Annotated in this window: 22 protein-coding genes and 1 other RNA gene; 12 read left to right on the top strand and 11 right to left on the bottom strand. The window is 64.2% G+C overall.

Annotated elements, in window-relative coordinates; genetic code table 11:
- Nucleotides 1–33: 33 nt before the first annotated feature.
- On the bottom strand, nt 34–846 hold the full coding sequence (locus tag CQ14_RS08190) for a DUF2865 domain-containing protein (protein ID WP_245320253.1): 813 nt from the start codon (nt 844–846) through the stop codon (nt 34–36).
- 171 nt (nt 847–1017) lie between these two features.
- Nucleotides 1018–1581: an orotate phosphoribosyltransferase gene (gene pyrE / locus CQ14_RS08185; protein WP_057857409.1), complete on the bottom strand. Its 564-nt coding sequence runs from the start codon at nt 1579–1581 to the stop codon at nt 1018–1020.
- 217 nt (nt 1582–1798) lie between these two features.
- Between pyrE and CQ14_RS08180 the strand changes: the two genes are divergently transcribed.
- Nucleotides 1799–2425, top strand: a complete 627-nt coding sequence (locus CQ14_RS08180) for a glutathione S-transferase family protein (RefSeq protein ID WP_057857408.1) — start codon at nt 1799–1801, stop codon at nt 2423–2425.
- Between the two features lie 166 nt (nt 2426–2591).
- Here CQ14_RS08180 and CQ14_RS08175 read toward each other — a convergent pair whose 3' ends face one another.
- Nucleotides 2592–3227, bottom strand: a complete 636-nt coding sequence (locus CQ14_RS08175) for a LysE family translocator (protein WP_057857407.1) — start codon at nt 3225–3227, stop codon at nt 2592–2594.
- Nucleotides 3228–3412: 185 nt separating this feature from the next.
- On the opposite strand from CQ14_RS08175, the gene CQ14_RS08170 reads away from it, so the two are divergent.
- Nucleotides 3413–4435, top strand: coding sequence for a D-cysteine desulfhydrase family protein (locus CQ14_RS08170; RefSeq protein WP_057857406.1), 1023 nt, complete (start codon nt 3413–3415; stop codon nt 4433–4435).
- 15 nt (nt 4436–4450) lie between these two features.
- Here the strand turns inward: CQ14_RS08170 and polA are convergent, their stop codons facing one another.
- Both polA and CQ14_RS08160 read right to left on the bottom strand, forming a co-directional pair.
- Nucleotides 4451–7513, bottom strand: a complete 3063-nt coding sequence (gene polA, locus CQ14_RS08165; protein ID WP_057857405.1) for a DNA polymerase I — start codon at nt 7511–7513, stop codon at nt 4451–4453.
- Nucleotides 7514–7704: 191 nt separating this feature from the next.
- Nucleotides 7705–8757, bottom strand: coding sequence for an acyltransferase family protein (locus tag CQ14_RS08160; RefSeq protein ID WP_057857404.1), 1053 nt, complete (start codon nt 8755–8757; stop codon nt 7705–7707).
- Nucleotides 8758–8937: 180 nt separating this feature from the next.
- Between CQ14_RS08160 and CQ14_RS08155 the strand changes: the two genes are divergently transcribed.
- The 5 genes from CQ14_RS08155 to CQ14_RS08135 all read left to right on the top strand — a co-directional run bounded on the left by CQ14_RS08155 (nt 8938) and on the right by CQ14_RS08135 (nt 15896).
- Nucleotides 8938–10242, top strand: coding sequence for a UDP-glucose dehydrogenase family protein (locus CQ14_RS08155; protein WP_057857403.1), 1305 nt, complete (start codon nt 8938–8940; stop codon nt 10240–10242).
- 172 nt (nt 10243–10414) lie between these two features.
- Nucleotides 10415–12892, top strand: coding sequence for an ATP-dependent helicase HrpB (hrpB, locus tag CQ14_RS08150; RefSeq protein ID WP_057857402.1), 2478 nt, complete (start codon nt 10415–10417; stop codon nt 12890–12892).
- A 266-nt stretch (nt 12893–13158) separates the two neighbouring features.
- The gene (locus tag CQ14_RS08145; protein ID WP_057857401.1) at nt 13159–13680 is read left to right on the top strand and encodes a TIGR02281 family clan AA aspartic protease; all 522 of its coding nucleotides are present in this window, start codon (nt 13159–13161) and stop codon (nt 13678–13680) included.
- A gap of 118 nt (nt 13681–13798) precedes the next feature.
- A complete protein-coding gene (locus CQ14_RS08140) occupies nt 13799–15298 on the top strand; it encodes a phosphomannomutase/phosphoglucomutase (RefSeq protein WP_057857400.1) in 1500 nt (499 codons plus the stop codon).
- 97 nt (nt 15299–15395) lie between these two features.
- Nucleotides 15396–15896: an anthrone oxygenase family protein gene (locus CQ14_RS08135; protein ID WP_057857399.1), complete on the top strand. Its 501-nt coding sequence runs from the start codon at nt 15396–15398 to the stop codon at nt 15894–15896.
- Here the strand turns inward: CQ14_RS08135 and CQ14_RS08130 are convergent.
- The 4 genes from CQ14_RS08130 to CQ14_RS08115 form a co-directional block, all read right to left on the bottom strand.
- Nucleotides 15893–16396, bottom strand: coding sequence for an Lrp/AsnC family transcriptional regulator (locus CQ14_RS08130; RefSeq protein ID WP_057857398.1), 504 nt, complete (start codon nt 16394–16396; stop codon nt 15893–15895). The genes CQ14_RS08135 and CQ14_RS08130 overlap by 4 nt on opposite strands.
- 68 nt (nt 16397–16464) lie before the next feature.
- On the bottom strand, nt 16465–17427 hold the full coding sequence (locus CQ14_RS08125) for a sugar kinase (RefSeq protein ID WP_057857397.1): 963 nt from the start codon (nt 17425–17427) through the stop codon (nt 16465–16467).
- A gap of 80 nt (nt 17428–17507) precedes the next feature.
- Nucleotides 17508–18458 carry an NAD(+) diphosphatase gene (gene nudC / locus CQ14_RS08120; protein WP_057857396.1) on the bottom strand — a complete coding sequence of 317 codons (951 nt, stop codon included), beginning with the start codon at nt 18456–18458 and terminating at the stop codon, nt 17508–17510.
- 4 nt (nt 18459–18462) lie between these two features.
- Nucleotides 18463–18888 (bottom strand): HIT domain-containing protein, encoded by a 426-nt coding sequence (locus CQ14_RS08115; protein WP_057857395.1) that lies wholly within the window; start codon nt 18886–18888, stop codon nt 18463–18465.
- Nucleotides 18889–19114: 226 nt separating this feature from the next.
- Between CQ14_RS08115 and ffs the strand changes: the two genes are divergently transcribed.
- From ffs to CQ14_RS08095, 5 genes are all read left to right on the top strand, one after another.
- Nucleotides 19115–19211, top strand: an RNA gene (gene ffs, locus CQ14_RS41555) — signal recognition particle sRNA small type.
- A gap of 109 nt (nt 19212–19320) precedes the next feature.
- Nucleotides 19321–21153: a DNA polymerase III subunit gamma/tau gene (locus CQ14_RS08110; protein ID WP_057857394.1), complete on the top strand. Its 1833-nt coding sequence runs from the start codon at nt 19321–19323 to the stop codon at nt 21151–21153.
- Between the two features lie 24 nt (nt 21154–21177).
- Nucleotides 21178–21498, top strand: a complete 321-nt coding sequence (locus tag CQ14_RS08105) for a YbaB/EbfC family nucleoid-associated protein (RefSeq protein ID WP_057857393.1) — start codon at nt 21178–21180, stop codon at nt 21496–21498.
- Between the two features lies 1 nt (nt 21499).
- The gene (gene recR / locus CQ14_RS08100) at nt 21500–22105 is read left to right on the top strand and encodes a recombination mediator RecR (RefSeq protein ID WP_057857392.1); all 606 of its coding nucleotides are present in this window, start codon (nt 21500–21502) and stop codon (nt 22103–22105) included.
- Nucleotides 22106–22128: 23 nt separating this feature from the next.
- Nucleotides 22129–22554, top strand: a complete 426-nt coding sequence (locus tag CQ14_RS08095) for a hypothetical protein (protein ID WP_057857391.1) — start codon at nt 22129–22131, stop codon at nt 22552–22554.
- A gap of 128 nt (nt 22555–22682) precedes the next feature.
- On the opposite strand, the gene CQ14_RS08090 is transcribed toward CQ14_RS08095, so the two are convergent.
- Both CQ14_RS08090 and CQ14_RS08085 read right to left on the bottom strand, forming a co-directional pair.
- The gene (locus CQ14_RS08090) at nt 22683–24050 is read right to left on the bottom strand and encodes an AmpG family muropeptide MFS transporter (protein ID WP_057857390.1); all 1368 of its coding nucleotides are present in this window, start codon (nt 24048–24050) and stop codon (nt 22683–22685) included.
- A gap of 80 nt (nt 24051–24130) precedes the next feature.
- On the bottom strand, nt 24131–24413 hold a 283-nt coding region (locus CQ14_RS08085), incomplete at its 5' end, for a GIY-YIG nuclease family protein (protein WP_057857435.1).

Below are 24413 nucleotides of genomic sequence, written 5' to 3'. Positions count from 1 at the left end.
TCGCTTCTTGCAAATGACGATGCCGAAGCCGCGCTAGTTCATTTCTGCCCGCTTCGCCGCTTTCGGCTTGACCGTCTTCGGGATGGAAGCCGTCGGCAGATCGGCGTCGCGGTTTGCCTCGGGGAGCGGCGCATTCGCCGCGACCGTTTCCGCGCTGACCGGCGCGACCTTCATTTCGCCGAGCCGGGCGCGGACTTCCGCCGTCAGCCCGGGATAGGAGGCGACGGGCGTGAACTCCGCGGTCTGGTCGGCGCCGAGACGCACGCCGGTATAGGCGACGAGGCCGTCTGTCGTGGCGATGACGTCGCCGGAGCGCAGCGAGGTATCGAGCGTCAGATCGACCGGCGCAAGCCCGGACGGGCTCCTGCCGTTGCAGGTGCAATCGGCACTCAGCGCCTTGCGATAGGCGAAGGCGTTCTCACTGTCGGCATAGCGCTCGCCGCCGCTCGCAGTCGCATGATCGATGCTGCTGCCGTAAAACACCTTGGTCGCGCTTGCCGGGCAGAAGGCCTGGCAGGTCTGAACCGGCGAAACGTTGCCGCGCATGGTCAGCGGAAAATACTTCCCGTCGCAGCTACGCACGCAGAACGCAGGGCCGCCGGAGCCGGCAACGCGCGGCGCCGGTGCGGGCTGGGACGGTTGATGGTTGCCGAATGGATCGGCGAAGAAGTTGGCCGGCGAGGGGGCCTGCCGCGCCTGCTGCTTCTGAATGCCACCGAACAGGAAATCGAACAGGCCTTCGGCGGAGACGCTGCCGGGCGTCAGTGTGAGCGCGCCCACAAGGGTCGCGGCGGCCACAAACGTCGCGCGGCGCCGCACGCGCGAAAAAGCCAACTCTGTACGCAACGCAAACTCCACCCAACGCAAACAAACGCGCTGAAGCGCGACAGGCTTCAGTTCAGGGTAACCTTAACGGGTGATGGTAAAGGAGTGGTATTCGGCGGCGGAGAAGGGGAAAGAAATGCGGGCACTTCTCCCTCTTCCCGCCAGAGCGGGCGAGGGAGAAGGAACAGCACCTCACCCCTTCAGGAATTCACCGGCCTTGTACAGCGAGCGAAATTCGAGCCCCGCTTCCGCAAAGGTTTCCGTAGCGCCTTCCTCGCGGTCGACCATGGTGAGCACCAGCACGATCTCGCCGCCGGCATCGCGCACGGCCTCGACCGCCTTCAGCGCCGAGCCGCCGGTCGTGGTGACGTCCTCGACGATCACGATGCGCTTGCCTTCCAGCGTTTCGCCCTTGGCGAGCCCCTCCACAGCGAGGCGCGCGCCATGCTCCTTCGGCTTCTTGCGCACGAAGAAGGCGGCGATCGGGTGGCCCTTGATCCAGGAGAGCTGCGCGATCGCGCCCGCCAGCGGGACCGCGCCCATCTCCAGCCCGCCGATGAAATCGAGGTTGTCGTCCTTCAGCGCCTCATAGGTCAGTTCCGCCAGCAGCGCCGCGCCTTCGGGGTCGAGCATGGTCGGCTTGAGGTTGAAGTAGAAGTCGCTCTTGCGGCCCGAGGCCAGCGTGATCTCGCCGCGCCCGAACGAGCGTCTGCGGATGATTTCGGCGAGGCGGGCGCGGGAGGCTGATTTGGACAAGGCGGTTTCCCCTGGGGTTTTCAGGCGGGCCGCAATCTATCGGCGCTCTCCGGCACATTCCAGCGCCGATCCGGCGCCGTCAACAGGGCATGGTGTCCTGCGGCGGTCTCGGCGAATGCAGGGACGGCATTCGGAAAGGCCCGTTGTAAGACCCTTTGGTTCCGCGCTACGGGATCGCCAAAGCTTCGCTAGAGGCTCCTCTTGGGGGAAACCGTAAATGACAATCGAACTGCACACCTGGAACACGCCGAACGGCCGCAAAATCTCGGTCGCACTGGAGGAAATGGGGCTGCCCTACAAGGTGATCCCGGTGAATATCACCAAGGGCGAGCAAATGGCGCCCGGCTTTCTCAAACTGAGCCCGAACAACAAGATTCCCGCGATCCTCGATCCCGACGGCCCTGGCGGCAAGCCGGTCAGCATCTTCGAGTCGGGCGCGATCCTGCTCTATCTCGGCGAAAAGACCGACAAGTTCCTCCCCAAGCCGCTGGCCGAGCGGATCCCGGTCTATGAGTGGCTGATGTGGCAGATGGGCGGCTTCGGGCCGATGCCCGGCCAGGTGCACCATTTCATCGCGCTGGAGAACGAGACCGACCGCGCCTATGGCCTGAAGCGCTACATGGCCGAGACCCGCCGGCTCTACGGCGTCCTCGACCGGCGGCTGGCTGACCGCGAATTCGTGGCGGATGCGCTGTCGGTGGCCGACTTCGCCATCCTCGGCTGGGCCTGGCGCCACCCGCGCCACAAGGTGGAGCTGAAGGATTTTCCGAATGTCGAGCGCTGGTACAACGCGCTGATGGCCCGCCCGGCGACCAAGCGCGGCATGGAAGCGAAATTGGATTAGCAGCAAGCGCTGCGCCTTCTTCCTTCTCCCCTTGTGGGAGAAGGTGCCTTGCCGAAGGCAAGGCGGATGAGGGGTCTGTATCCGCGGAGACAGACCCCTCACCCGTCTCGAATGAGCTGACGCTCATTCGATCCACCCTCTCCCACAGGGGAGAGGGAAGGAAACCTCACGCCCGCTTCGCTTCGAACGCCATCTTCATGGCAAGCCCCGCCAGCACCGTTCCCATCAACCAGCGCTGCACCAGCAGCCAGCCCGGCCGCGTGCCGAGAAAGCGCGCAATCGATCCGGCGGCGAGCGCGATCATCGCGTTCACGCTGACGCTGATCACGGTCTGGATCGTGCCGAGCACGAGCGACTGCGTCAGCACGCTGCCGACCGCGGGATCGATGAACTGCGGCAGCAGCGCCAGATACAGCATCGCGATCTTCGGATTGAGCAGGTTGGTAACGAACCCCATCGCGAACAATTTGCGCGGGCCGTCGGCCTGCAATTTCTTCACCTGAAACGGCGAGCGCCCGTTCGGTTTCAGCGCCTGCCACGCCAGCCACAGCAAATAAGCGGCGCCTGCCAACCGCAGCGCGTCGTAGGCGTAAGGAACGGCGAACAACAGCGCGGTGATGCCGAATGCCGCGCACAGCATATAGAATACGAAGCCGAGCGCGACACCGCCGAGCGACACAATGCCGGCCGCGGGTCCTTGCGTGAGCGAGCGCGAAATCAAATAGATCATGTTCGGCCCCGGCGTCAGCACCATGCCGAGCGAGACCAGCGCGAAACCGAGCAGCGTTGTAATGTGGGGCATGGGAGACTCGCAGGAGGAATGCGCGTTTACTAGCGTGCGTCGTGCCGCGATGTCATTTCGTAAATTGCTCCGAGTGCAATTGGCTTGGGCGTGTAACCGTTCGCTTGAATGTGATGCAGCTATCGCCGATGGGAGTGATAATAGCGGCCGTCGGAATACGACTTGTCGGTCGGACGGAAAGAACGATGCAAGTTGATCGCAGGCCATTGCTCGACCGCCTAGCTGTCTTTCCTCGCCTGGGTCTCGCCACTCTGCCGACGCCGCTCGAGCCGATGAAGCGGCTGACGGCGCATCTCGGCGGGCCGCGGCTGTGGGTGAAGCGCGAAGACGCCACCGGGCTCGGTTTTGGCGGCAACAAATTGCGCAAGCTCGACTACGTCCTGCACGAGGCGATTTCGCGCGGCGCCGATACGATCGTCTCGGGTGGGGTCGTGCAATCGAACAGCCAGCGGCAGGTTGCTGCGGTTGCCGCAAGGCTCGGCCTCGCCTGCCATCTTGCGGTCTACCACGGCCGGCTCGAACCGCCGACGCCGGAATACAAGACTTCGGGCAACGCATTTCTCAACCGGCTGTTCGGCGCGCACCTTCATGACGTGCCGTGGACCGGTGACCGCAACGCGGCCATTCGTGCGCTCGTCGACGACCTCAAAGGGAAGGGGAGCAAGCCGTACTTCGTGCCGTACGGGGTCTCGAATGCCTTGGGCGCGGTCGCTTATGCCACGACGATTGCCGAGATCGAACCGCAGGCCGCGCGCTTGGGCTTCCGACCTGCCGCGATCGTGCACTGCACGGGGAGCGCCGGCACGCAGGCGGGTCTCGTGGTTGGGGCTGCGGTCGCAATGCCGGATACGCGGATCGTCGGAATCGATATCGACGCCGAGCCCGCGCGGGTGCGTGCCGATGTCGTGGCGTTCGCGAAAGAAGCGTCCGATTTGCTTGACGTTCCGTTCGATGAAGCAAGCGTGGAGGTCGTCGCGGGGCATGCGGGACCTGCCTACGGGGTCCCGCACGAAGCCACCATCGAAGCGATCCGGCTTGCCGGCCGGCTCGAGGCGCTTCCGCTTGATCCGGTCTATTCGGGCAAGGGGCTCGCTGGCCTGATCGCGCTGATCCGCCAGGGGCGCTGGCGCAAGGACGAGGATGTCGTCTTCCTTTACACCGGCGGCGCCCCGGCGCTTTTCGCCTACCAGAGCGCGCTCGGCATTTGAACGGAGGAGGCGCCTCTAATGCGCCTCTTCCCAATTGTTCGCGGCCCGCGCGTCCACCTGCAGCGGCACCGAGAGCACGACTGCCGGGAACGGTGCGTCCTGCATCACGTGCTGCACCACCGGCAGCGTAGCCGCCACTTCCGCATCTGGCACCTCAAAGATCAGTTCGTCATGAACTTGTAGGAGCATCTGTGCCGACAGCTTCTTCTCCGCCAGCGCATCCTCCATCCGCGTCATGGCGCGGCGGATAATGTCGGCGGCGGTGCCTTGCAGTCGCGCGTTGATCGCAGCGCGCTCGTTGAAGGAGCGGACCGAAGCGTTGGAGGCCTTGATGTCGGGGTAATGGCACTTCCGCCCAAACAGCGTCGTGACATAGCCGTTGGTTCGGCAGAAGTCGCGCGTCTCGTCCATATAGGCGCGGATGCCGGGGAAGCGCTCGAAGTATTTCTTGATGTAGGCGGAGGCCTCCTCGCGCGGGATGCCGAGCTGGTTGGCGAGTCCGAATGCCGAGATGCCGTAGATGATGCCGAAATTGATCGCCTTCGCCCGGCGCCGCACCTCGCCCGGCATATCCTTGATCGGCACGCCGAACATTTCGGACGCCGTCATGGCGTGAATGTCGAGGCCGTCGCGGAACGCCTGCTTCAGCACCGGAATGTCGGCGATCTCGGCCAGCAGCCGCAACTCGATCTGTGAATAGTCCGCCGACACCAGCTTGTGGCCGGGCGTCGCGATGAAGGCGCGGCGGATCTTGCGGCCGTCCTCGGTACGAACAGGAATGTTCTGCAGGTTTGGCTCGTTCGACGACAGCCGCCCCGTGGTGGTCGCGGCCAGCGCGTAGGTCGTGTGCACGCGGTGGGTCTGCGGATGGACATATTCCGGCAGCGCGTCGGTATAGGTCGATTTCAGTTTCGAGACCTGCCGCCATTCCAGAATCTTCTTCGGGAATTCGTGGCCCTGTTCGGCGAGCTCGTCGAGGATCTGCGCCGAGGTCGACCACGCGCCGGTCTTGGTCTTGGTGCCGCCGGGGATGCCCATCTTGCCGAAGATGATGTCGCCGATCTGCTTGGGGCTGCCGACATTGATCGGCTCGCCGGCAATTTCCTGCAGCTCGGCTTCGACCCGTGCCGCGGTCTGGGCGAAATCGCCCGACAGCCGCGACAGCACCTGCCGGTCGATCGAGATGCCGCGCCGCTCCATCCGCGCCAGCACGGTCACCAGCGGCCGTTCCAGCGTCTCATAGACTGTCGTCATGTGTTCGCCGACGAGGCGCGGCTTCAGCACGCGAGAGAGCCGCAGGATCATGTCGGCGCTTTCGGCCGAATAGGCGGTCGCCTTGTCGATCGCGACCTGGTCGAAGGTCAGCTTGTTCTTGCCGCTGCCGACGAGCTCGCCATGGTTGATGACGGCATGGCCGAACCAGCGTTCGGTGAGCGACGCTAGCGCGTGCGAGTTGCGCCCGGCATCGAGCGCGTACGACATCAACTGCGCATCATCGACATTGCGCAGGGTGATGCCGTGCTGCGCCAGCATCACGGCATTGAACTTGATGTTGAAGCCGATCTTGAGAATGCCAGGGGATTCCAGCAGCGGCTTCAGCGCCGCGAGCGCGTCGCCGGCCTTGATCTGGTTCGGTGCCAATCCGGCATCGAACAGGCCCGCGCCGCCACCGGGCTGCTTGTGGGCGAGCGGGACGTAGCAGGCATCGTTCGGCGCCAGCGCCAGCGCGATGCCGCAGATGTCGGCCTGCATCGGATCGTCGGAGTTCGCCTGGGCGTCCATCGCGAAAGCGCCGGCATCGTGGGCGCGCGCGATCCAGGCCTTGAGCGCATCGAGGCCGCCGATGGTCTGGTATTTGCTGCGATCGACCGGCAGTTTTCGCAACGCCTCGGCGCGCACGGCGGCGAGCGAGACCGGCGAGCCCTTGTGGCTCGCGGCCTTGTCCTGCTTGTCGGCGCCCTGGTCTGGCGCAGTCTTTCCCTTGCTCGCGGGAGAGGCGCCGGGCGCGTCGAACAGCGTCGCGCCCTCGGCATAGCCATCCGGCTTCTTGCCGGATGGCGGCACCGCGAAGACACTGGCGCCGCTCTTGTTGCCGGCATCAGGCTCGATGTCGGCCGGATCGACTTGCGAATATTCAGCGACGCGGCGGGTGAGCGTGGAGAATTCCATCGCCTTGAGGAACGCGATCAGCCTGCGCGCGTCGGGCTCTTGCACCGCAAGATCGTCGAGCGGCACTTCGAGGTCGACCTTGTCGTCGAGCAGCACCAGCTGCCGCGAGATCCGCGCCTTCTCGGCGTTCTCGATCAGGGCCTCGCGCCGCTTCGGCTGCTTGATCTCGCCGGCGCGGAACAGCAACTGTTCCAGATCGCCATATTCCACGATCAGTTGCGCGGCGGTCTTGACGCCGATGCCGGGCACGCCCGGTACGTTGTCGGTGGAGTCGCCCGCCAGCGCCTGCACCTCGACCACCTTCTCCGGCGGCACGCCGAACTTTTCGATCACTTCGGGAATACCGATGCGGCGGTCCTTCATGGTGTCATACATCGTGACCTTGTCGGTCACGAGCTGCATCAGATCCTTGTCGGAGGAAACGATAGTGATCTTCGCGTCGCGTTCGCCGGCCAGCCGCGCATAGGTCGCGATCAGGTCGTCGGCCTCGAAGCCGACCTGCTCGAGGCAGGGCAGGTCGAACGCGCGCACGGCTTCGCGGATCAATGCAAATTGCGGAATCAGGTCATCCGGCGCCGGCAGCCGGTGCGCCTTGTAGTCGGGATAGAGCTTGTTGCGGAACGTGATTTCCGACTTGTCGAAAACGATCGCCAGATGCGTCGGCCGGTCATCCTCCGGCATGTCGCGCAACAGCTTCCACAGCATGTTGCAGAAGCCGAGCACGGCATTGACCTGCAGCCCGTCGGATTTTCGGTTGAGGGGCGGCAGCGCGTGATAGGCGCGGAAAATGTAGGAGGAACCGTCGACCAGGAACACATGGTCGCCCTTGCCCGGTTGTTTGGCGGGTGCCTTGGCAGGGGGTTTGGCGGGAGCGGGTTTGGCGGCGGCTTTGGGGGCTGATTTCGGCATGGCCGAAATTTAGGGATTTTTGCGCGGATTGACAGCCTTGGGGGACGGTTTTTGAGCCCAATACACACCCGTCGTCGTTTGCGAAGTGCCCGTAGCCCGGATGGAGCGCAGCGAAATCCGGGATTCGCGCAAAGCCGCGAGATTTCCCCGGATTACGCTACGCTTCATCCGGGCTACGTATCAGGCAAAACCTACTCCGCCGGCTGCAGCGCGGACCGGGCCTTCTTCGGCGCGATCCAGAATGCGGCGGGCCGCTCGAACAGGAAGTCCGCCCGAACCGCCAGCGCCAGGCGCCAGATCAGAATCGCACCCGCGACACCGGCGACGGTCACGATCAGGGAAACCGTCCCGATATCGGCGATCAGACCGGTCTTGAGCAGCAGCGTCCGGGTCACCGCCATCGGCAGGAAGAAGGCGAGATAGATGACGATGGAATGCTCGCCGCAATAGCGCAGGAAGTTCAGCCACTGCATCCGCGCCAGCAGCGTGCCCATCACGATGATGGCGCATGCGCCGGCAAATCCAAGCGCGAGCGAAACCAGCGGCCATTCGTCGAAGCCTGATACGACCAGCGCGCCGTTGACGATCGCCCACAGGGCGAGGCCGGCAAGCGCCAGCACGGGCTTCTCCCGCGAGCGGTCCGACAGCGCGAACACGTAGGAAGCAAACAGATAGCCGGAATAGAAATAGACGAAGCGCCCGCAGAATTCGTCGATCACGGTCCAGCCGGTCACGACATGCGCCATCTCAAGCGCTGCGGCCACGATCCAGATCGCGGCTGACGGCAATTTGCGTGACAATTTTGTGACGATGAAGAACACCGGCAACAGATAAATGAACCAGAGCGTTCCGAACGGCTCGATGAAGGTTTGCAGATACAGCATGGCGACATGCTGCCAGCCGCCTTCCGCGGCAAAGCCAGGGGCCTTGAAGCCGAACTGGATCGCCACCCACAGCAGATAGAAATAGGCGAAATGCACGACCTTGCGGTCGAGATAGGTGCGCCAGTCGCGATCGATCACGACCGCGAGGAACAGGCCCGAAATCAGGAAGAAATCCGGCATCCGGAACGGTTTTGCGAACATCACGAAGGCATGCATGAAACCGGTGTCGCCGGCCGCTTTTTCCACGCCCAGCACCGAATGCATCATCACCACCATGACGATGCAGATGCCCTTGGCATAGTCCACCCAGTCGATGCGGCTGGAGCGTTCGGTGACGGCGGATGTACCGTTTAAGGTCATCGGTGTTCCTTTTCGGCGCGACGTGGCCGCATCTTCGGCCCGATCCGTTGCTTTCTCCTTTATTCATACAAATGACATGCCGACTTACCTCGTTTTTTCCGATTTCCCCTTGGCCGAAAAATGCTCTAAGACGCCTGCAAATTCGCCATTGGCGTTAACCATCAGATACGGGTTGTTTTCATGCGGATTGCCATGATCGGCACGGGCTATGTGGGACTGGTATCCGGCGCCTGCTTTGCCGATTTCGGCCACCAGGTCACATGCGTGGACAAGGATGCCGGCAAGATCGAAGCCCTGCGCCGAGGTGAAATCCCGATCTTCGAACCCGGGCTCGACGAACTTGTCGCCTCCAACGTCAAGGCCAAGCGGCTGGATTTCACCACTGACCTGACGGCGCCGGTGGCGGAAGCCGACGCCGTGTTCATTGCGGTCGGCACGCCCTCGCGTCGCGGCGATGGCCATGCCGACCTCACTTACGTCTACAGCGCCGCGCGCGAGATCGCCGCGGCGCTGTCGGGCTTCACGGTGGTGGTGACGAAATCGACCGTGCCGGTCGGCACCGGTGACGAGGTCGAGCGGCTGATCCGCGAAGCCAATCCGTCGGCCGATGTGGTGGTCGCTTCCAATCCGGAATTCCTGCGCGAGGGCGCGGCGATCCGCGATTTCAAATTCCCCGACCGTATCGTGGTCGGCACCGACGACGAGCGCGGGCGCAAGGTGCTCGGCGACGTCTACCGGCCGCTGTCGCTGAACCAGGCGCCCGTGATGTACACGGCGCGGCGCACCGCCGAACTGATCAAATACGCGGCGAACGCCTTTCTCGCCACCAAGATCACCTTCATCAACGAGATTGCCGATCTCTCCGAAAAGGTCGGCGCCGACGTGCAGCAGGTCGCGCGCGGCATCGGGCTCGACAACCGCATCGGCTCGAAATTCCTACATGCCGGTCCCGGTTTCGGCGGCTCCTGTTTTCCGAAGGATACCCGCGCGCTGGTCAAGATCGCCCAGGACCACGACGTGCAATTGCGCATCGTCGAAGCGGTGCTCGGCGTCAACGACATCAGAAAGCGGGCGATGGCGCGCAAGGTGTCGAATGCCGTCGGCAATCTGCGCGGCAAGACGGTCGCGGTGCTCGGCCTCACCTTCAAGCCCGACACCGACGACATGCGCGAGGCGCCGTCGATCCCGCTGGTCACCGGCCTGCTCGACATGGGCGCCAAGGTGCGCGCGCACGATCCGGTCGGCATGGAGCAGGCGAAGAAGGAGCTGCCCGAGATCCAGTATTGCGACGACCCCTATGAGTGCGTGAAGGGGGCGGACGCCATGGTGATCGTCACCGAATGGGTGCAGTACCGCGCGCTCGATCTGGATCGGATCAAGGGCGCGATGGCGCAGCCTGTCGTGGTCGACCTGCGCAATATCTACCGTCCCGAGGACATGGCCGCGCACGGCTTTACCTATGAGAGCGTGGGGCGGGCGACTTGATCTTTCTTCCCTTCTCCCCTTGTGGGAGAAGGTGGCANCGGACGAAGTCCGTGCCGGATGAGGGGTCTCTATCCGCGGAGACAGACCCCCTCACCCGTCTCGCATCTTGCGATGCGAGCCACCCTCTCCCACAAGGGGAGAGGGGAAGAGAGTCAACGACGCGAGCCCGCAATTGCCTCGTACCTTCGACACGCCACTCCCGATCGACGCGGTGCTCGACGAACTCGATCGCACGCTCGCGTCCCATAACACCGCCGTGCTGGTGGCGCCTCCCGGCGCCGGCAAAACCACGCGGGTGCCGCTGGCGCTGCTCGATGCGCCCTGGCTGAAGGGCAAAAAGATCATCATGCTGGAGCCGCGTCGGATCGCGGCGCGCGCCAGCGCCGAGCGGATGGCGCGGACGCTTGGCGAGCGGGCAGGGGAGACCGTCGGCTACCGCGTCCGCTTCGGCTCGAAGATTTCGCGCGCGACCCGGATCGAGGTTGTCACCGAGGGAATCTTCTCGCGGCAGATTCTCGACGATCCCGAACTCAACGGCGTCGCCGCGGTGCTGTTCGACGAATTCCACGAACGCTCGCTCGACGCCGATCTGGGCTTAGCGCTCGCCCGCGACGCGCAGACCGGCTTGCGCGAGGATCTTCGTATCCTCGTGATGTCGGCAACCCTCGACGGCGCGCGTGTCGGCAAATTGCTCGGCGATGCGCCGGTGGTTGCCAGCGAAGGCCGCGCCTTTCCGGTCGAGACGCGCTATCTCGGCCGCAAGGTGGATGCGCCGATCGAGCGGCAGATGGCGGATGCGATCGCGACGGCGCTGCGCGCTGATCCGGGCTCGGTGTTGGCTTTCCTGCCGGGTGCCGCCGAAATTCGCCGCACGCAGAATTTTCTCGCCGAGCGGGTCCATGATGCGAGCGTGGAAATCGTGCCGCTGTTCGGCGCGCTCGATGCAGCCGTGCAGGACCGCGCCATCGCGCCGGCGCCGAAGGGAAGCCGCAAGGTCGTGCTGGCAACTTCCATCGCCGAGACCTCGCTGACCATCGAGGGTGTCCGCATCGTCGTCGATTGCGGCCTGGCGCGGGTGCCGCGCTATGAGCCTGATATCGGCCTGACGCGGCTCGAGACCGTGCGCGCCTCGCGCGCCGCGGTCGACCAGCGCCGCGGCCGCGCCGGCCGTATCGAGCCCGGCATCTGTTACCGGCTGTGGGACGAGCCGCAGACGGCCTCGCTCGCCGCCTATACGCAGCCCGAAATTCTCTCGGCCGATCTTTCCTCGCTGGTGCTCGATCTCGCGCAATGGGGCGTCCGCGATCCCGCTACATTGGCGTTTCTCGATCCCCCGCCTGCGCCGGCGTTGAAAGAGGCAAACAGCCTGCTGCTCGAACTCGGCGCGCTCGACTCGGACGGCCGGATCACGGCCGAAGGCCACAGCCTGCGGGCGCTGGCGCTGCCGCCGCGGCTGGCGCGCATGATCGTGGATTCGCATCGGCTGGGGGCAGGCGAGGAGGCGGCCGAAATCGCGGCTATCCTGACCGAGCGCGGCCTAGGCGGCGACAGTGTCGATCTCGATGTCAGGCTCGACCAGTTTCGTCGCGACCGTTCGCTGCGTGCGTCGAGCGCACGCAGCCTGGCGCAGCGCTGGGCGCAGCAGGTGGCGACGACGGAGGGGGCGCCCGAAGAGGACGCCTCGCCATCGACCGGCATCATGCTCGCGCTCGCCTTTCCCGATCGCGTCGCGCGCAACCGCGGCAATGGCAGTTTTGTGCTCGCCAATGGCCGCGGCGCCGCTGTCGAGCAAGCCTCGTCGCTGGCGCGCACACCCTATATCGCCGTAGGCGAATTGACCGGCACCGCCGCGCAGGGACGCATCCTGCTTGCCGCGCCGATCGCGCAGGCCGATATTGAAACGCGCTTCGCCGACCAGATCGAGAATGCGGATGAAATTTCGTTCGATCGCAGCGCAATGGCGCTGCGCGCGCGCCGCAAGCGGACGCTGCACGCGATCACGCTGTCGGAAGCGCCGATGGCGCTGTCGCCCTCGGCCGAAACCGCGCGCATCTTCGCCGCCGGATTGATAGCCGCCGGGCTCGACAAATTGCCGTGGTCGAAAGCGCTGAAGCAGTGGCGCGACCGGGTGATGTTTCTGCGCAGGGCGGAGGATGAGAGCTGGCCCGACCTGTCGGATGCGGCGCTCGCCGCCGACAGCGAAAACTGGCTGGTGCCGGCGCTATACGACAAGACCTCGCTGAAGGATTTTTCCGCCGGCGATCTTTCCGATGCGCTGATGGCGCTGTTGCCGTGGGAGTTGCGCGCGCGGCTGGAGCGCGAGGCGCCGACGCATTTCGAGGCGCCGACCGGCACCATGCTGGCCATCGACTACGAGGCCGAGCAGGGTCCGACCATTGCCGTGCGCCTGCAGGAATTGTTCGGACTCAACACCCATCCCTCGATCGCGAAGGGCGCGGTGCCGCTGGTGCTGGAATTGCTGTCGCCGGCGCAACGCCCGGTGCAGGTAACGCGCGACCTTCCGGGCTTCTGGCGCGGCAGCTATGCCGCCGTGCGCTCCGACCTGCGCGGCCGCTATCCCCGCCATCCCTGGCCGGAAGACCCGGCCAGCGCGATGCCGACGCGCCGCGTCAAGCCGCGCGGGACGTGAGGGCTCTGCTCCCTCGCCCCGCTCTTGCGGGGAGAGGGTCGGGGTGAGGGGCTCTATCCGCGAGCTGATCTCTTTCGATAGACCTGTACCCCCTCACCGGGATTGCTCCGCAATCCGACCTCTCCCCGCAAGCGGGGCGAGGTTGAGAGTCCCGTTAACGCTTCACTCATCCTTTTCGTCAAAATGACAAGCCCGGCCATCGCCGTTAGTCGCGGGTTCGCGACTGGCGTGGTGGTATCGGCGGTCTGGCAAAGCGAGCGTGGCGTATGCGTAACCTGATGATCCTTGCTGCCGTTATGGTCGGCCTCGGCACCTACATGGGGCAGGTGGCAGGCAAGATGTCGGCGGCACCGGCGCCGACGCCCGCCAGCGCACCGCCGAAAAAGGCTCCGCCGCAAACGGTCGCACAAGCCTCCGGCCGCAGCCTCGACATTCCCCGCGATGCCCGCGGCCATTTCCAGACCGACGGTCGCATCGACGGCCAGCGCATCAATTTCCTGATCGACACCGGCGCCTCGCTGGTGGCCTTGAATGAGACATCCGCGGCCCGCGTCGGCCTGCGTCCTTCACTGAGCGACTACAACGCGACGGTCTCCACCGCCAACGGCACCATCAAGGCCGCGCGCGCACGGCTTGCGATGATCGACCTCGGCGGTCTCATCGTGCGGGACGTCGACGCGCTGGTGTTGCCGGACGAGGCGCTGTCGGAGAACCTGCTTGGCATGTCGTTCCTGTCGAAGCTGAAGCGCTTCAACTATGCCAACGGCCGCCTGGTGCTGGAACAGTAAGGTTACCCCGCTACCAAACCGCCGCAATTGATCGCCACAACGCGCCGGCCCGCTATCGCCCGGCCTGCGTATTCGCTATGGCTGCGGTTCCCTTAAGCATTTACGACAAGGCCATTGCATGTTCCCGAAGCCCAAATCCGTGCTGGTTCCGAATACCTATGCCTACGAATCCGGGCCGATGGTGAAGGCGACCGGCTTTCGCGAATATGACGCGCGCTGGCTGTTCGAGAAGGAAATCAACCTGATGGGCGTGCAGGCGCTGGGCATGGGGCTCGGCGCGCTGATCGCGGAACTCGGCGTCAAACAGGAAATCGTCACCGGCCATGATTTCCGCGGCTATTCGGCGTCGATCAAATACGCGCTGATATCAGGCCTGATGGCGGCGGGCTGCAAGGTGCATGACATCGGGCTTGCGGTGACGCCGATGGCCTATTTCGCGCAGTTCGATCTCGACGTGCCCTGCGTCGCGATGGTCACGGCCTCGCATAACGACAATGGCTGGACCGGCGTGAAGATGGGCGCCAACCGCCCGCTCACCTTCGGCCCTGACGAGATGACGCGGCTGAAGGAAATCGTGCTCAACGCCGAGTTCAAGAACAAGGCCGGCGGCTCCTATCAATTCCACGAGAATTTTCCGGCGCGCTACATCGCCGACCTCACCAGCCGTCCGAAGCTGAAGCGCAAGCTGAAGGTCGTTGCCGCCTGCGGCAACGGCACTGCGGGCGCGTTCGCGCCGCAGGTGCTGGAAGCGATCGGCTGCGAGGTGATCCCGCTCGACACTGAGCTCGACCACACCTTCCCGAAATACAATCCGAACCCCGAAGACATGGAGATGCTGCACGCGATCCGCGACGCCGTGCTCAAGCACAAGGCGGATGTCGGCCTCGGCTTCGACGGCGACGGCGACCGCTGCGGCGTGGTCGACAACACCGGCGAGGAAATCTTCGCCGACAAGGTCGGTGTGATGCTGGCGCGCGACATGTCGGCGATCCACAAGGATGCGCAGTTCGTGGTCGACGTGAAATCGACCGGCCTGTTCGTGACCGACCCGGTGCTGCAAAAGCAGGGCGCCAAGACCGCCTACTGGAAGACCGGCCATTCCTACATGAAGCGCCGTACCAACGAGATGGGCGCGCTGGCAGGCTTCGAAAAGTCCGGCCACTTCTTCTTCAACAAGCCGTTCGGCCGCGGCTATGACGATGGTCTCGTTTCCGCGATCGCGATCTGCGAGATGCTCGACCGCGCGCCGGACAAATCGATGGCGGACCTGAAGAACGCGATTCCGAAAACCTGGTCGTCGCCGACGATGTCGCCGCATTGTGCCGACGAGGTGAAGTACAGCGTTGCAGATGCCGTGGTGAAGCACTTCGAGGACAAGCAGAAGAAGGGCGAGACGGTCGCCGGCCAGAAGATCCGCGATCTCGTGACCGTCAACGGCGTGCGCGTCACGGTGGAGGACGGAAGCTGGGGCCTGGTGCGGGCCTCATCGAACAAGCCGGAGCTGGTGGTGGTGGTCGAGAGCCCGGTCTCCGAACAGCGCATGCGCGACATGTTCGAGGCGATGGATGGCGTGCTGCGCACGCATCCGGAAGTTGGCGAGTATAATCAGAAGATTTGAGGAAGCAGCTCCGTCAATCCGTCATCCGGAGGCGTTCCGGAACGGCCTGACCGCAGGTGCGTTACCGCGTCGATGCGGTCTTCAAGAGGAGGGGCCCATGGTTCCCTTCAAGATTTTCGCGATTCTCGTCGTGGCGATCGCGATGTCGATGGCACTGGCCCATCTGCTCGAGCTGCCAGGCAAGCTGCGCTTGGCGAAAGAGCAGTATCTGGCGGTTCAGGCCATCTACTATCCGGGTTTCACCTATGGCGGTGCCGCCGAGCCCATCGGCATCATCGTCACTGCGGTGCTTGCCCTTGCAGCCAAGGAAAGCAGCAGCTTCTGGCTGCTGACGGCTTCCTGCGCTGCCATGGTCGCGATGCAGGCCATCTATTGGATATGGATTCAGCCGGTGAACAATGTCTGGCTGAAGGATACCAAGCTAGAGGGTGCCAGCGGTGCGTTCATCGGGCTTGGCAAATTGCGCTCGCCAGGCGCAGGCACGACGGATTGGACAGATCTTCGCAACCGCTGGGAATATTCCCATGCCGCGCGCGCCGGCCTTGCCGTCGCGGCATTTGTTCTGCTTGTCGCAGCTGTGATTAGGCCAGCGGCTTAACCGGCCGCCGGCACCGGCAGCGCGGTCACCGACTTGATCTTCTCCATCGCAAAGCGCGAGGTGACGTTCTTCAGCGGCACGGCGCTGATCAGCTTCTTGTAGAACACGTCATAGCTCGCCATGTCGGCGACCACGACGCGCAGCATATAATCGACGTCGCCGGCCATCCGGTAGAATTCCATTACCTCGGGCATGGCGCTGACGGCGCTGGCGAAGGTCTTCAGCCAGGCTTCCGAGTGGTCCGAGCTTTCGACCGAAACGAACACGGAAATCCCGAGTCCGATCTTGTTCTGATCGACCAGCGCCACCCGGCGCAGGATCACCCCATCGGCCTCCAGCCGCTGGATGCGCTTCCAGCATGGCGTCGATGACAGTCCGACCCGGTCGCCGATCTCGGCGACGGAGAGGGAGGCGTCCTCCTGCAATACGGTGAGGATCTTGCGGTCGATGGCATCCAGGCGGCGGTTGCCTTCGTGGAGCTGAATGGCGACGTCGGTCATGAGAAAATTGTTCCATAGACAAGGTTTTGATACCTCATATATAGAAAAATCTTCTCATGCAAGCCCAACTATTGACCGGCCCTATCCGCGGCTACGCTTTGGCCGTGGCTCAAAAGCTCTTCAACTTCAGTACGTTGAGGCGCTGCGAAGGCGCCACCGAAGCGGGTGCATTTCAGCGCTGCGGCGGCCGAGGCGAAACGCAGCGCCTGCCGCAGTTCCTGCTTCTCGGTGATGGCCAGCGCGAAGGCGCCGTGGAACACGTCACCGGCGCCGAGGGTATCGACCGTGTGGACCGGGAAGGCCGGCGTTTCCTGGATCTCCCCCTTCTCGTCGAGCCAGATCGTGCCCCGGGGGCCCCGTGTGCCGGCCAGGAACGACGGGGTTAGTTTTGCGATTTTCTTCAGCGCCTGGGCGTCGTCGGAGACGTCGGCGGTCTCCTGCAGCGGCTCGCTTGAGAACACCAAGTGCGTGGAGGCGTTCAACAGGCCTTCGCGCAGCGACATTGCGCGATCGACGTCAACGATCACGGGAATGCCGCGGCGGACCGCTTCGGCGCAAAGCTCGGTGCAGAATTCGGCGCAGCGGCTTTCGGTGAGAATGGCGGCGCAATCGTCCAGCAGCGTGTCGAAGTCCGGCAACTTCACATGCCACAGTTTCGGATCGCGGAAGGTCACGATGGTGCGCTCGCCGGAAGGATCGATCATTACCGCCGAGATCGGCGTCACCAGGTCAGGCATGTGGATGAGATGCTTCGTCTCGATGCCCTCATGCGCCATCTGATCGAAGATGAAGCGGCTCGAGGTTTCCCTGGCATCGCCCATCGGCCCGCAGATCGAGGCGCGGCCGCCGAGCCGAACGATGCCGATCGCGCCATTGAGCGCGTTGCCGCCGCAGATTTCGTCGAATGCGGTGGCGTTCTCCTTGGAGCCGCGCCCGGGAACACCCGGCGTATGAAAGGTCAGGTCGCGCACCGGCATGCCGATGCAGAGAATCCGCGGCGGGAGCTTGGGCGCCTTGTCTTGAAAGTTCATTCGGGAATCCGTCATGTCGGTTCCGCCTTCTGCCGGAACCAGGGTCCCGAGTTAATCGACTGACCCATCGACGGTTCCCGCTATGCGCTGGTTTCGTTTCCCCCATGCACCCAGCGGCCGATCAGATGGTGTGCGATCGCAAACGGATGTGCGGCAAATAAGCCATCAGGATGTTCGCGCCGGTGCATCAATGCGACCTCGTCGCGGCTGAACCAGCGCGCGTCCTCGAGTTCTACGCGATCCACCACGATATCCTCGTTGAGCGCGCGCGCCGAGCATCCGATCATCAGCGATGACGGGTAGGGCCAGGGCTGCGTCATGTAATAGCTGACGTCGGTGCAGCGGATGCCGGATTCCTCAAAGATCTCGCGGCGGACCGCGTCCTCGATGGTTTCGGCGGCTTCCACGAATCCGGCGAGGCAGGAATACATCCCAGGCATGAACTGCTTCTGCCGGCCGAGCAGGCATCGATCGCCGTGCGTGACCAGCATGATCACGACCGGATCGGTGCGCGGGAAATGCTCGGCCTTGCAGCTCGGGCACTCGCGCTTCCAGCCGCCTTCTTTCATGGCTGTGCGCGTGCCGCAATTGGCGCAATAGCCGTGGCGCTGGTGCCAGGTCACCATCGATTTGGCCATCGCGATGGCGGACAGTTGTTCCAGCGGGACGGCGCCCTGCATCGCCATGCCGCGCAGTTCGGTCACGGCGACGTCGTCGCGTCCGATCAGTTTTTCAACGGCCGCAGCCGAGATGCCCATGCCGAAAATGGGCGCGTTGTCGCGCAGGCCCAGAAAGATCGTGCCGGGATTGGCGCCGAGCTTCACCGCCTCTTCGACGCCGAGCAGCACGCGCGGCCCGTCCGCCTCCTGCCGCACCAGAAGCGAGTCGCGGTAGATCACATAGGCGCCGGCGTTGCGCTGGCTCTCCATCGCAAACAGTTTTTCGTCATTGCTGCGCAGATGCGCGGCGCGATCGAGGACATTCGTAACGAAAGCGGGCTTCCCGAGCGGATACTTGTCGAATGCGGACATCTGTTCAACCCAACCAGATCTTGCGGCGAAGCGCGTTGATGAAATTCTGTACTTCCTCGGCGTCATGCGCCAGCGGCGGCATCACGCCCCAGACCGGGCGCGGCCAGGCCGCGTCGCTGGTGCGCCGCGCGATGATGTGGACATGCAACTGCGGCACCAGATTGCCGAGCGCCGCGACATTGAGCTTGTCGCATTTGGTGATTTCTTTCAGCGCCCGCGACACCCGGGCGATTTCGGTCATCAATTGCGCCTGCGCGACCTCGTCGAGGTCGATGATTTCTACCGCGCCTTCGCGACGGGGGACCAACAACAGCCACGGGTAATGCGCATCCTTGATGACCAGCACCTTGCACAGGGGCAGGTCGCCAATATCGATCGTGTCCTTTTGGAGCTGGGAGTGCAGCGACCAGGCGGAGGCGTCAGAGGGCATCAAGAGTTCCCATGCCCGATTTCATGCCGGGCCGATAAAGTGCCTTCTCTGGGCACTGCTGCGGTTTCATACCAAGGTGTCATCATCCGCGAAAGCGGATGATCCAGTACGCCGCGGCTCCACCGTTTGCCGATTGGCCGCAGCGTACTGGATACCCCGCTTTCGCGGGGTATGACAGGGAAAGCCCCGCTTGCTTTCCGGCCCTTTTGGCCCCAAATAGGGACCGGGAGATTGGCGGTGGACGAGCCACTCGCCAACCGGGTCAGGTCCGGAAGGAAGCAGCCCTAACGAGGTCCGGATCGGGTCGCTCGTCAGTCTCCTACCCTGTTTTTCGAGCGAATCGAGCAGGAAAGCGGCCAGTCCGCGCCGTGCGCTCGATTTCGTTCCTATCCGCAAGCCGGCCCCGAGAGACAATCAATTGCGGATCGACCGATGAGTGATGCTGGCGCTCCCCCCGACAAATCAGACGGTGCCGGCCAGGGTGGCTTCGCGCTCGGCGGCGGCGAGGCCGCCAAGCCCTACCGGGTGCTGGCACGCAAATACCGCCCTTCCAGCTTTGACGACCTGATCGGCCAGGAGGCCATGGTCCGCACCGTCTCGAACGCGTTCGAAACGGGCCGGATTCCGCAGGCCTGGATCCTGACCGGCGTCCGCGGGGTCGGCAAAACCACCACGGCGCGGATTCTCGCGCGTGCGCTCAATTACGAAAAGCCCGATGGTTCGGTGAAGGGGCCGACCATCCACATGCCTGATCTCGGCGTGCACTGCCAGGCGATCATGGAAAGCCGGCACATGGACGTGCTGGAAATGGACGCCGCCTCCCACACCGGCGTCGACGACGTCCGCCAGATCAATGACAGCGTGCGCTATGCCCCGGCCAGCGCCCGCTACAAGGTCTACATCATCGACGAAGTCCACATGCTGTCGACGGCGGCCTTTAACGCCTTCCTGAAGACGCTGGAAGAGCCGCCCGAGCACGCCAAATTCGTGTTCGCCACCACGGAAATCCGCAAAGTCCCGGTCACCGTGCTGTCGCGCTGCCAGCGTTTTGATCTTCGCCGGGTCGAAGCCGACGTGCTGATGGGGCACCTTTCCAACATTGCAGCCAAGGAAGGCGTCGAGGTCGAGCCGGAGGCGCTCGGCATCATCGCCCGCGCCGCGGAAGGCTCGGTGCGCGATTCGCTGTCGCTGTTCGACCAGGCAATTGCCCATGCGGCGGGCGCCGTGCGCGCCGATGCGGTGCGGCAGATGCTGGGGCTTGCCGACCGCACCCGGGTGATCGACCTGTTCGAGCATCTGGCGCGCGGTGACATCGCCAGCGCTTTCAGTGAATTCCGTTCGCAATACGACGTCGGCGCCGATCCGGTCGTGGTGTTGTCCGACCTCGCCGAATTCGTCAATTTCGTCACCCGCGTGAAAATCGTCCCCGCCACCGCCGACAATGTCGCGTTCGGCGAGACCGAACGCGTCCGTGCTCGGGAATTCGCCGCAAAACTGTCGATGCGGGTGCTGTCGCGGATGTGGCAGATGCTGCTGAAGGGCATCACCGAGGTCCAGACCGCGACGCGGCCGGCGGCGGCGGCCGAAATGGTGCTGGTCCGCATCGCCTATGTCGCCGATTTGCCGACGCCGGATGAGGCGATCCGGATGCTCGACCAGAACGGCGGTGGAGCGCAGATCGCTTCCGGCGGCGCGGCGCCGTCACGGGCTGCGCCCTCCGCACCGGCTTCTTCGATGTCAGCTTCGCCGATGCGGATGCCGGCATCGCCCCGCTCCGGCGCGGAAGCCTCCGCCCGCCCGCAAATGGCACCGTCAGCACAAGCCGACTCCGCGCCGGTGCTGCGGATCACGACCTTCCCGCAACTGGTGGCGCTCGCCGGCGAGAAGCGCGATATCCTGACCAAGACGGCGCTGGAGGCCGACATGCGCCTGGTCCGCTTCGAGGACGGGCGGCTGGAAGTGGCGCTGGAACGTGTTGCGGCGCGGGGGCTGGTCAACGACCTCTCCCGCAAGCTGGAATTATGGACCGGTCGGCGCTGGACCGTGATCGTCTCGAACGAGGCCGGCCAGCCGACGCTGCGCTCGCAGAACGAGCAGGCGCGGAACGAGCACGCCCGGGCCGCGGAAGCCGACCCGCGGGTGCAGGAGGTGCTGGCGCGATTTCCCGGCGCCAAAGTGGTTGAGGTGCGCCGGCTTGCCGCCGAGCCGCCGGAATCCAATATTATCGCTGATGACTTGAACGAGAGCTCCGACGGCGACGACTGATCGGACGCTCGAGAGGACGGACGAATGGCTGATTTTCTCGGCATGATGAAGCAGGCCGCGCAACTGCAGTCCAAGATGCAGGCGATGCAGGAAGAGCTCGGCAATCTCGAGGTCGAGGGCACTTCCGGCGGCGGACTGGTCGCCGTGCGCATGACTGCGAAGATGGAAGTAAAGGGCGTCAAGATCGATCCGTCGCTGATGAAGGCCGAGGAGCGCGAAGTGCTCGAGGACCTTCTGGTGACCGCGCATAATGACGCGCGGCGCAAGGCGGAAACCGCGGCGATGGAAAAGATGCAGGCACTGACCGGCGGCCTCGGCCTGCCGCCCGGACTTGGTCTGACCTGAAATGGCAGCCAGCGTTGCCGGCCCTGAAATCGAACGCCTGATCCAGCTCCTGGCGCGACTGCCGGGTCTCGGCCCGCGCTCGGCGCGGCGCGCGGCGCTGCACCTGATCAAGAAGCGTGAAGCCCTGATGACGCCACTGGCCGGCGCGCTGCAGGTCGCGATCGACCGGATCCAGGTCTGCAAGACCTGCGGCAATATCGACACGCAAAATCCGTGCACGGTATGCACCGATCCGCGGCGAGATCCCTCGACCATCGTGGTGGTCGCCGACGTCGCCGATCTCTGGGCGCTGGAACGGGCGAATGCGACCAACGGCCGCTACCACGTGCTCGGCGCCACATTATCGCCACTGGATGGTGTCGGTCCGCAGGATCTGACCATCGATGCGCTGGTAGCGCGTGCGCATGAATCACAAGTCGGCGAAATCGTTCTGGCGCTCAACGCCACGGTTGATGGCCAGACCACCGCCCATTACATCACCGATCTTCTGCAGGACGCCAACGTCAAGGTCACCCGGCTCGCACATGGCGTGCCTGTCGGCGGCGAGCTTGATTATCTCGACGAAGGTACGCTATCGGCTGCCATGCGGCAGCGCACGCTGTTCTAACCCCACAGACGGAACTGATCGAAATGACGAAACCACGATTCGGCAGACGCTCCCGCTTTGCGCTCATCATGGCTGCGGCGCTGATCGCACCTTCCGCATGGGCGCAGCAGGGCGAGCCGGCGCCGAAACCCGGCAAGCCGATCAATGCCGGCGACGTGCTATCAGGCGAACTCAACGCCATGAAGGGCGGCAAGAAGAGCAAGCGCGCCGCGACCTACCAGATCACCAGCGAACCGCGCCGGCTGCCGCCGCCGAACGGGCTGTGCAATCTCGAAACCGGACCCGAGACGTTCCAGCTCGTCACCACCAGCGATGCCCAGGCCGCGCAACTGAAGAATTTCATCGGCAAGGAAATTTCCGTGAAGGTCGACGAAGTCGCCTGCGCACAGGACGCCGGGCAGATGAGCGAAGCCGTGATCACCAAATGGAGCGTGGTGACGAAGCACTAAAGTAGTTCCATCACAGGTGTCATCGCCCGGCTTGACCGGGCGACCCAGTACGCCGCGGCTTACCAGTTCTATCGCGCCTGCTCTGTAATACTGGGTCCCCCGCTTTCGCGGAGGACGACGATCGGGGCCTACACCTTAACTGGTCCCACCATTTCAAAATGTCCGCGCCGCTGCAGCCAGGCCAGCAAAATCAGGCTCGGCACAGCGACCAGCACCGAGATCACGAAGAACAGCGGCCAGCCCGTCGTGTCCGCCACAAAGCCCGCGCCTGAGGATAAATAGGTGCGCCCGACGGCGGCCAGCGCGGTGAGCAGCGCGTATTGGGTCGCGGTGTGCAGCGGGTTCTGGCACAGCGCCGAGAGATAAGCGACGAAGATCACGGTGCCGATCGCGCCGGTGAAGTTCTCCGCGGAAATGGCGGCGGCCAGCGCCCATTGATTGGTGCCGACAAAGGCAAGCCACGCAAACACCAGGTTGGAGACCGCCTGCAGCACGCCGCCGATCCACAGGCTTGCGTCCAGCGAATAGCGCCGTGCCACGTAGCCGCCGGCAAAACCGCCGATCAGCGTCGCAGCGAGGCCGACGCCCTTGACGATGGCGGCGTAGTCGTTGCGGGTGAAGCCGAGGTCGATCACGAACGGCGCGGTCATGCTGCCGGAAAACGCGTCGGTGAGCTTGAACAGCACCACGAAGGCGAGCGCCACCCAGGCATGCTTGCGGGACAGAAACTCGGAGAATGCCCCGATGGCCGCATGCATGACGCGGGTGAGAGCCGACTCGTCGCGGGTCACTTCTTCCGCGCGCACCGATTGCGCCGGTTCGGTGGCAACCAGCGCCGTGATGGTGCCGATCAGCACCAGGGCTGCCATGGCAACATAGCCCCACATCCACGCGGCCTGACGTCCGACGCCGGTGCTTTCGAACGCGCTGACCAGAAATAGCACGCCGGCGGTCGAGATCAGCATGCCGATCCGGTAGGCTGCGACATAGGCCGCCATGCCGGCGGCCTGCTCGCTCTCGGGCAGGCTTTCGACGCGGAACGCGTCGACCACGATGTCCTGGGTCGAGGACATCGTCGCGACAAGCAGTGCGCCAAGCGCCACGAACAGCGGCGAACGCGCCGGATCCGTCAATGCCAGCAGCAGGATTGCGCCGATCAGGAGCAATTGCGAGAACACCAGCCAGCCGCGGCGGCGGCCGAAGGCGCGGGTGAAGAACGGCACGTGCAGTGCGTCGACCAGTGGCGCCCAGATGAATTTCAGCGTGTAGGGCGTGCCGACCAGCGCGAACAGCCCGATCGTGCCGAGATCGACGCCGGATTCGCGCATCCACACCAGGAGCGTCGATCCTGACAGCGCCAGCGGCAGGCCGGACGAAAAGCCGAGCATCAGCACGATCAGCACGCGGGGCTGCAGATACACCGCCCAGGCCTCGCGCCAGGTTGGCGCGGGCGCGGATGTGGCCGATGCGGAGGATGTGGTTTCAGGTGCGGTCATGCGAGGGTGTTAGCAGAGTTTCGACCACAAGAAAGGCTGTCATCGCCCGGCTTGACCGGGCGACCCAGTATTCCAGAGGCCTATCCGCCGCCTCCGGCAATCTCAGGATAAAGATCAATCCAGTCCGGATTTTGTTTCTCGATCAGAGAGATCTTCCAAGCTCTCGGCCATTTTTTGAGGCGTTTTTCGCGCTGGATCGCAAATTCGATCTGATCGAACGCTTCGAAATAGACGAGCCGGCTCACCTCGTATTTTTTGGTGAAACTCTCGGCGATCTTCAATTTGTGCTCGCCGATGCGACGGACCAGATCATTGGTCACGCCGATGTAGAGCGTGCCACCGATGCGGCTAGCCAGGATGTAG

It is taken from the genome of Bradyrhizobium lablabi (genome assembly GCF_001440475.1).
Taxonomy (GTDB): Bacteria; Pseudomonadota; Alphaproteobacteria; order Rhizobiales; family Xanthobacteraceae; genus Bradyrhizobium; species Bradyrhizobium lablabi.
Note: the sequence above shows the minus strand (reverse complement) of the source record. Positions and strands in the feature narration are given on the sequence as shown.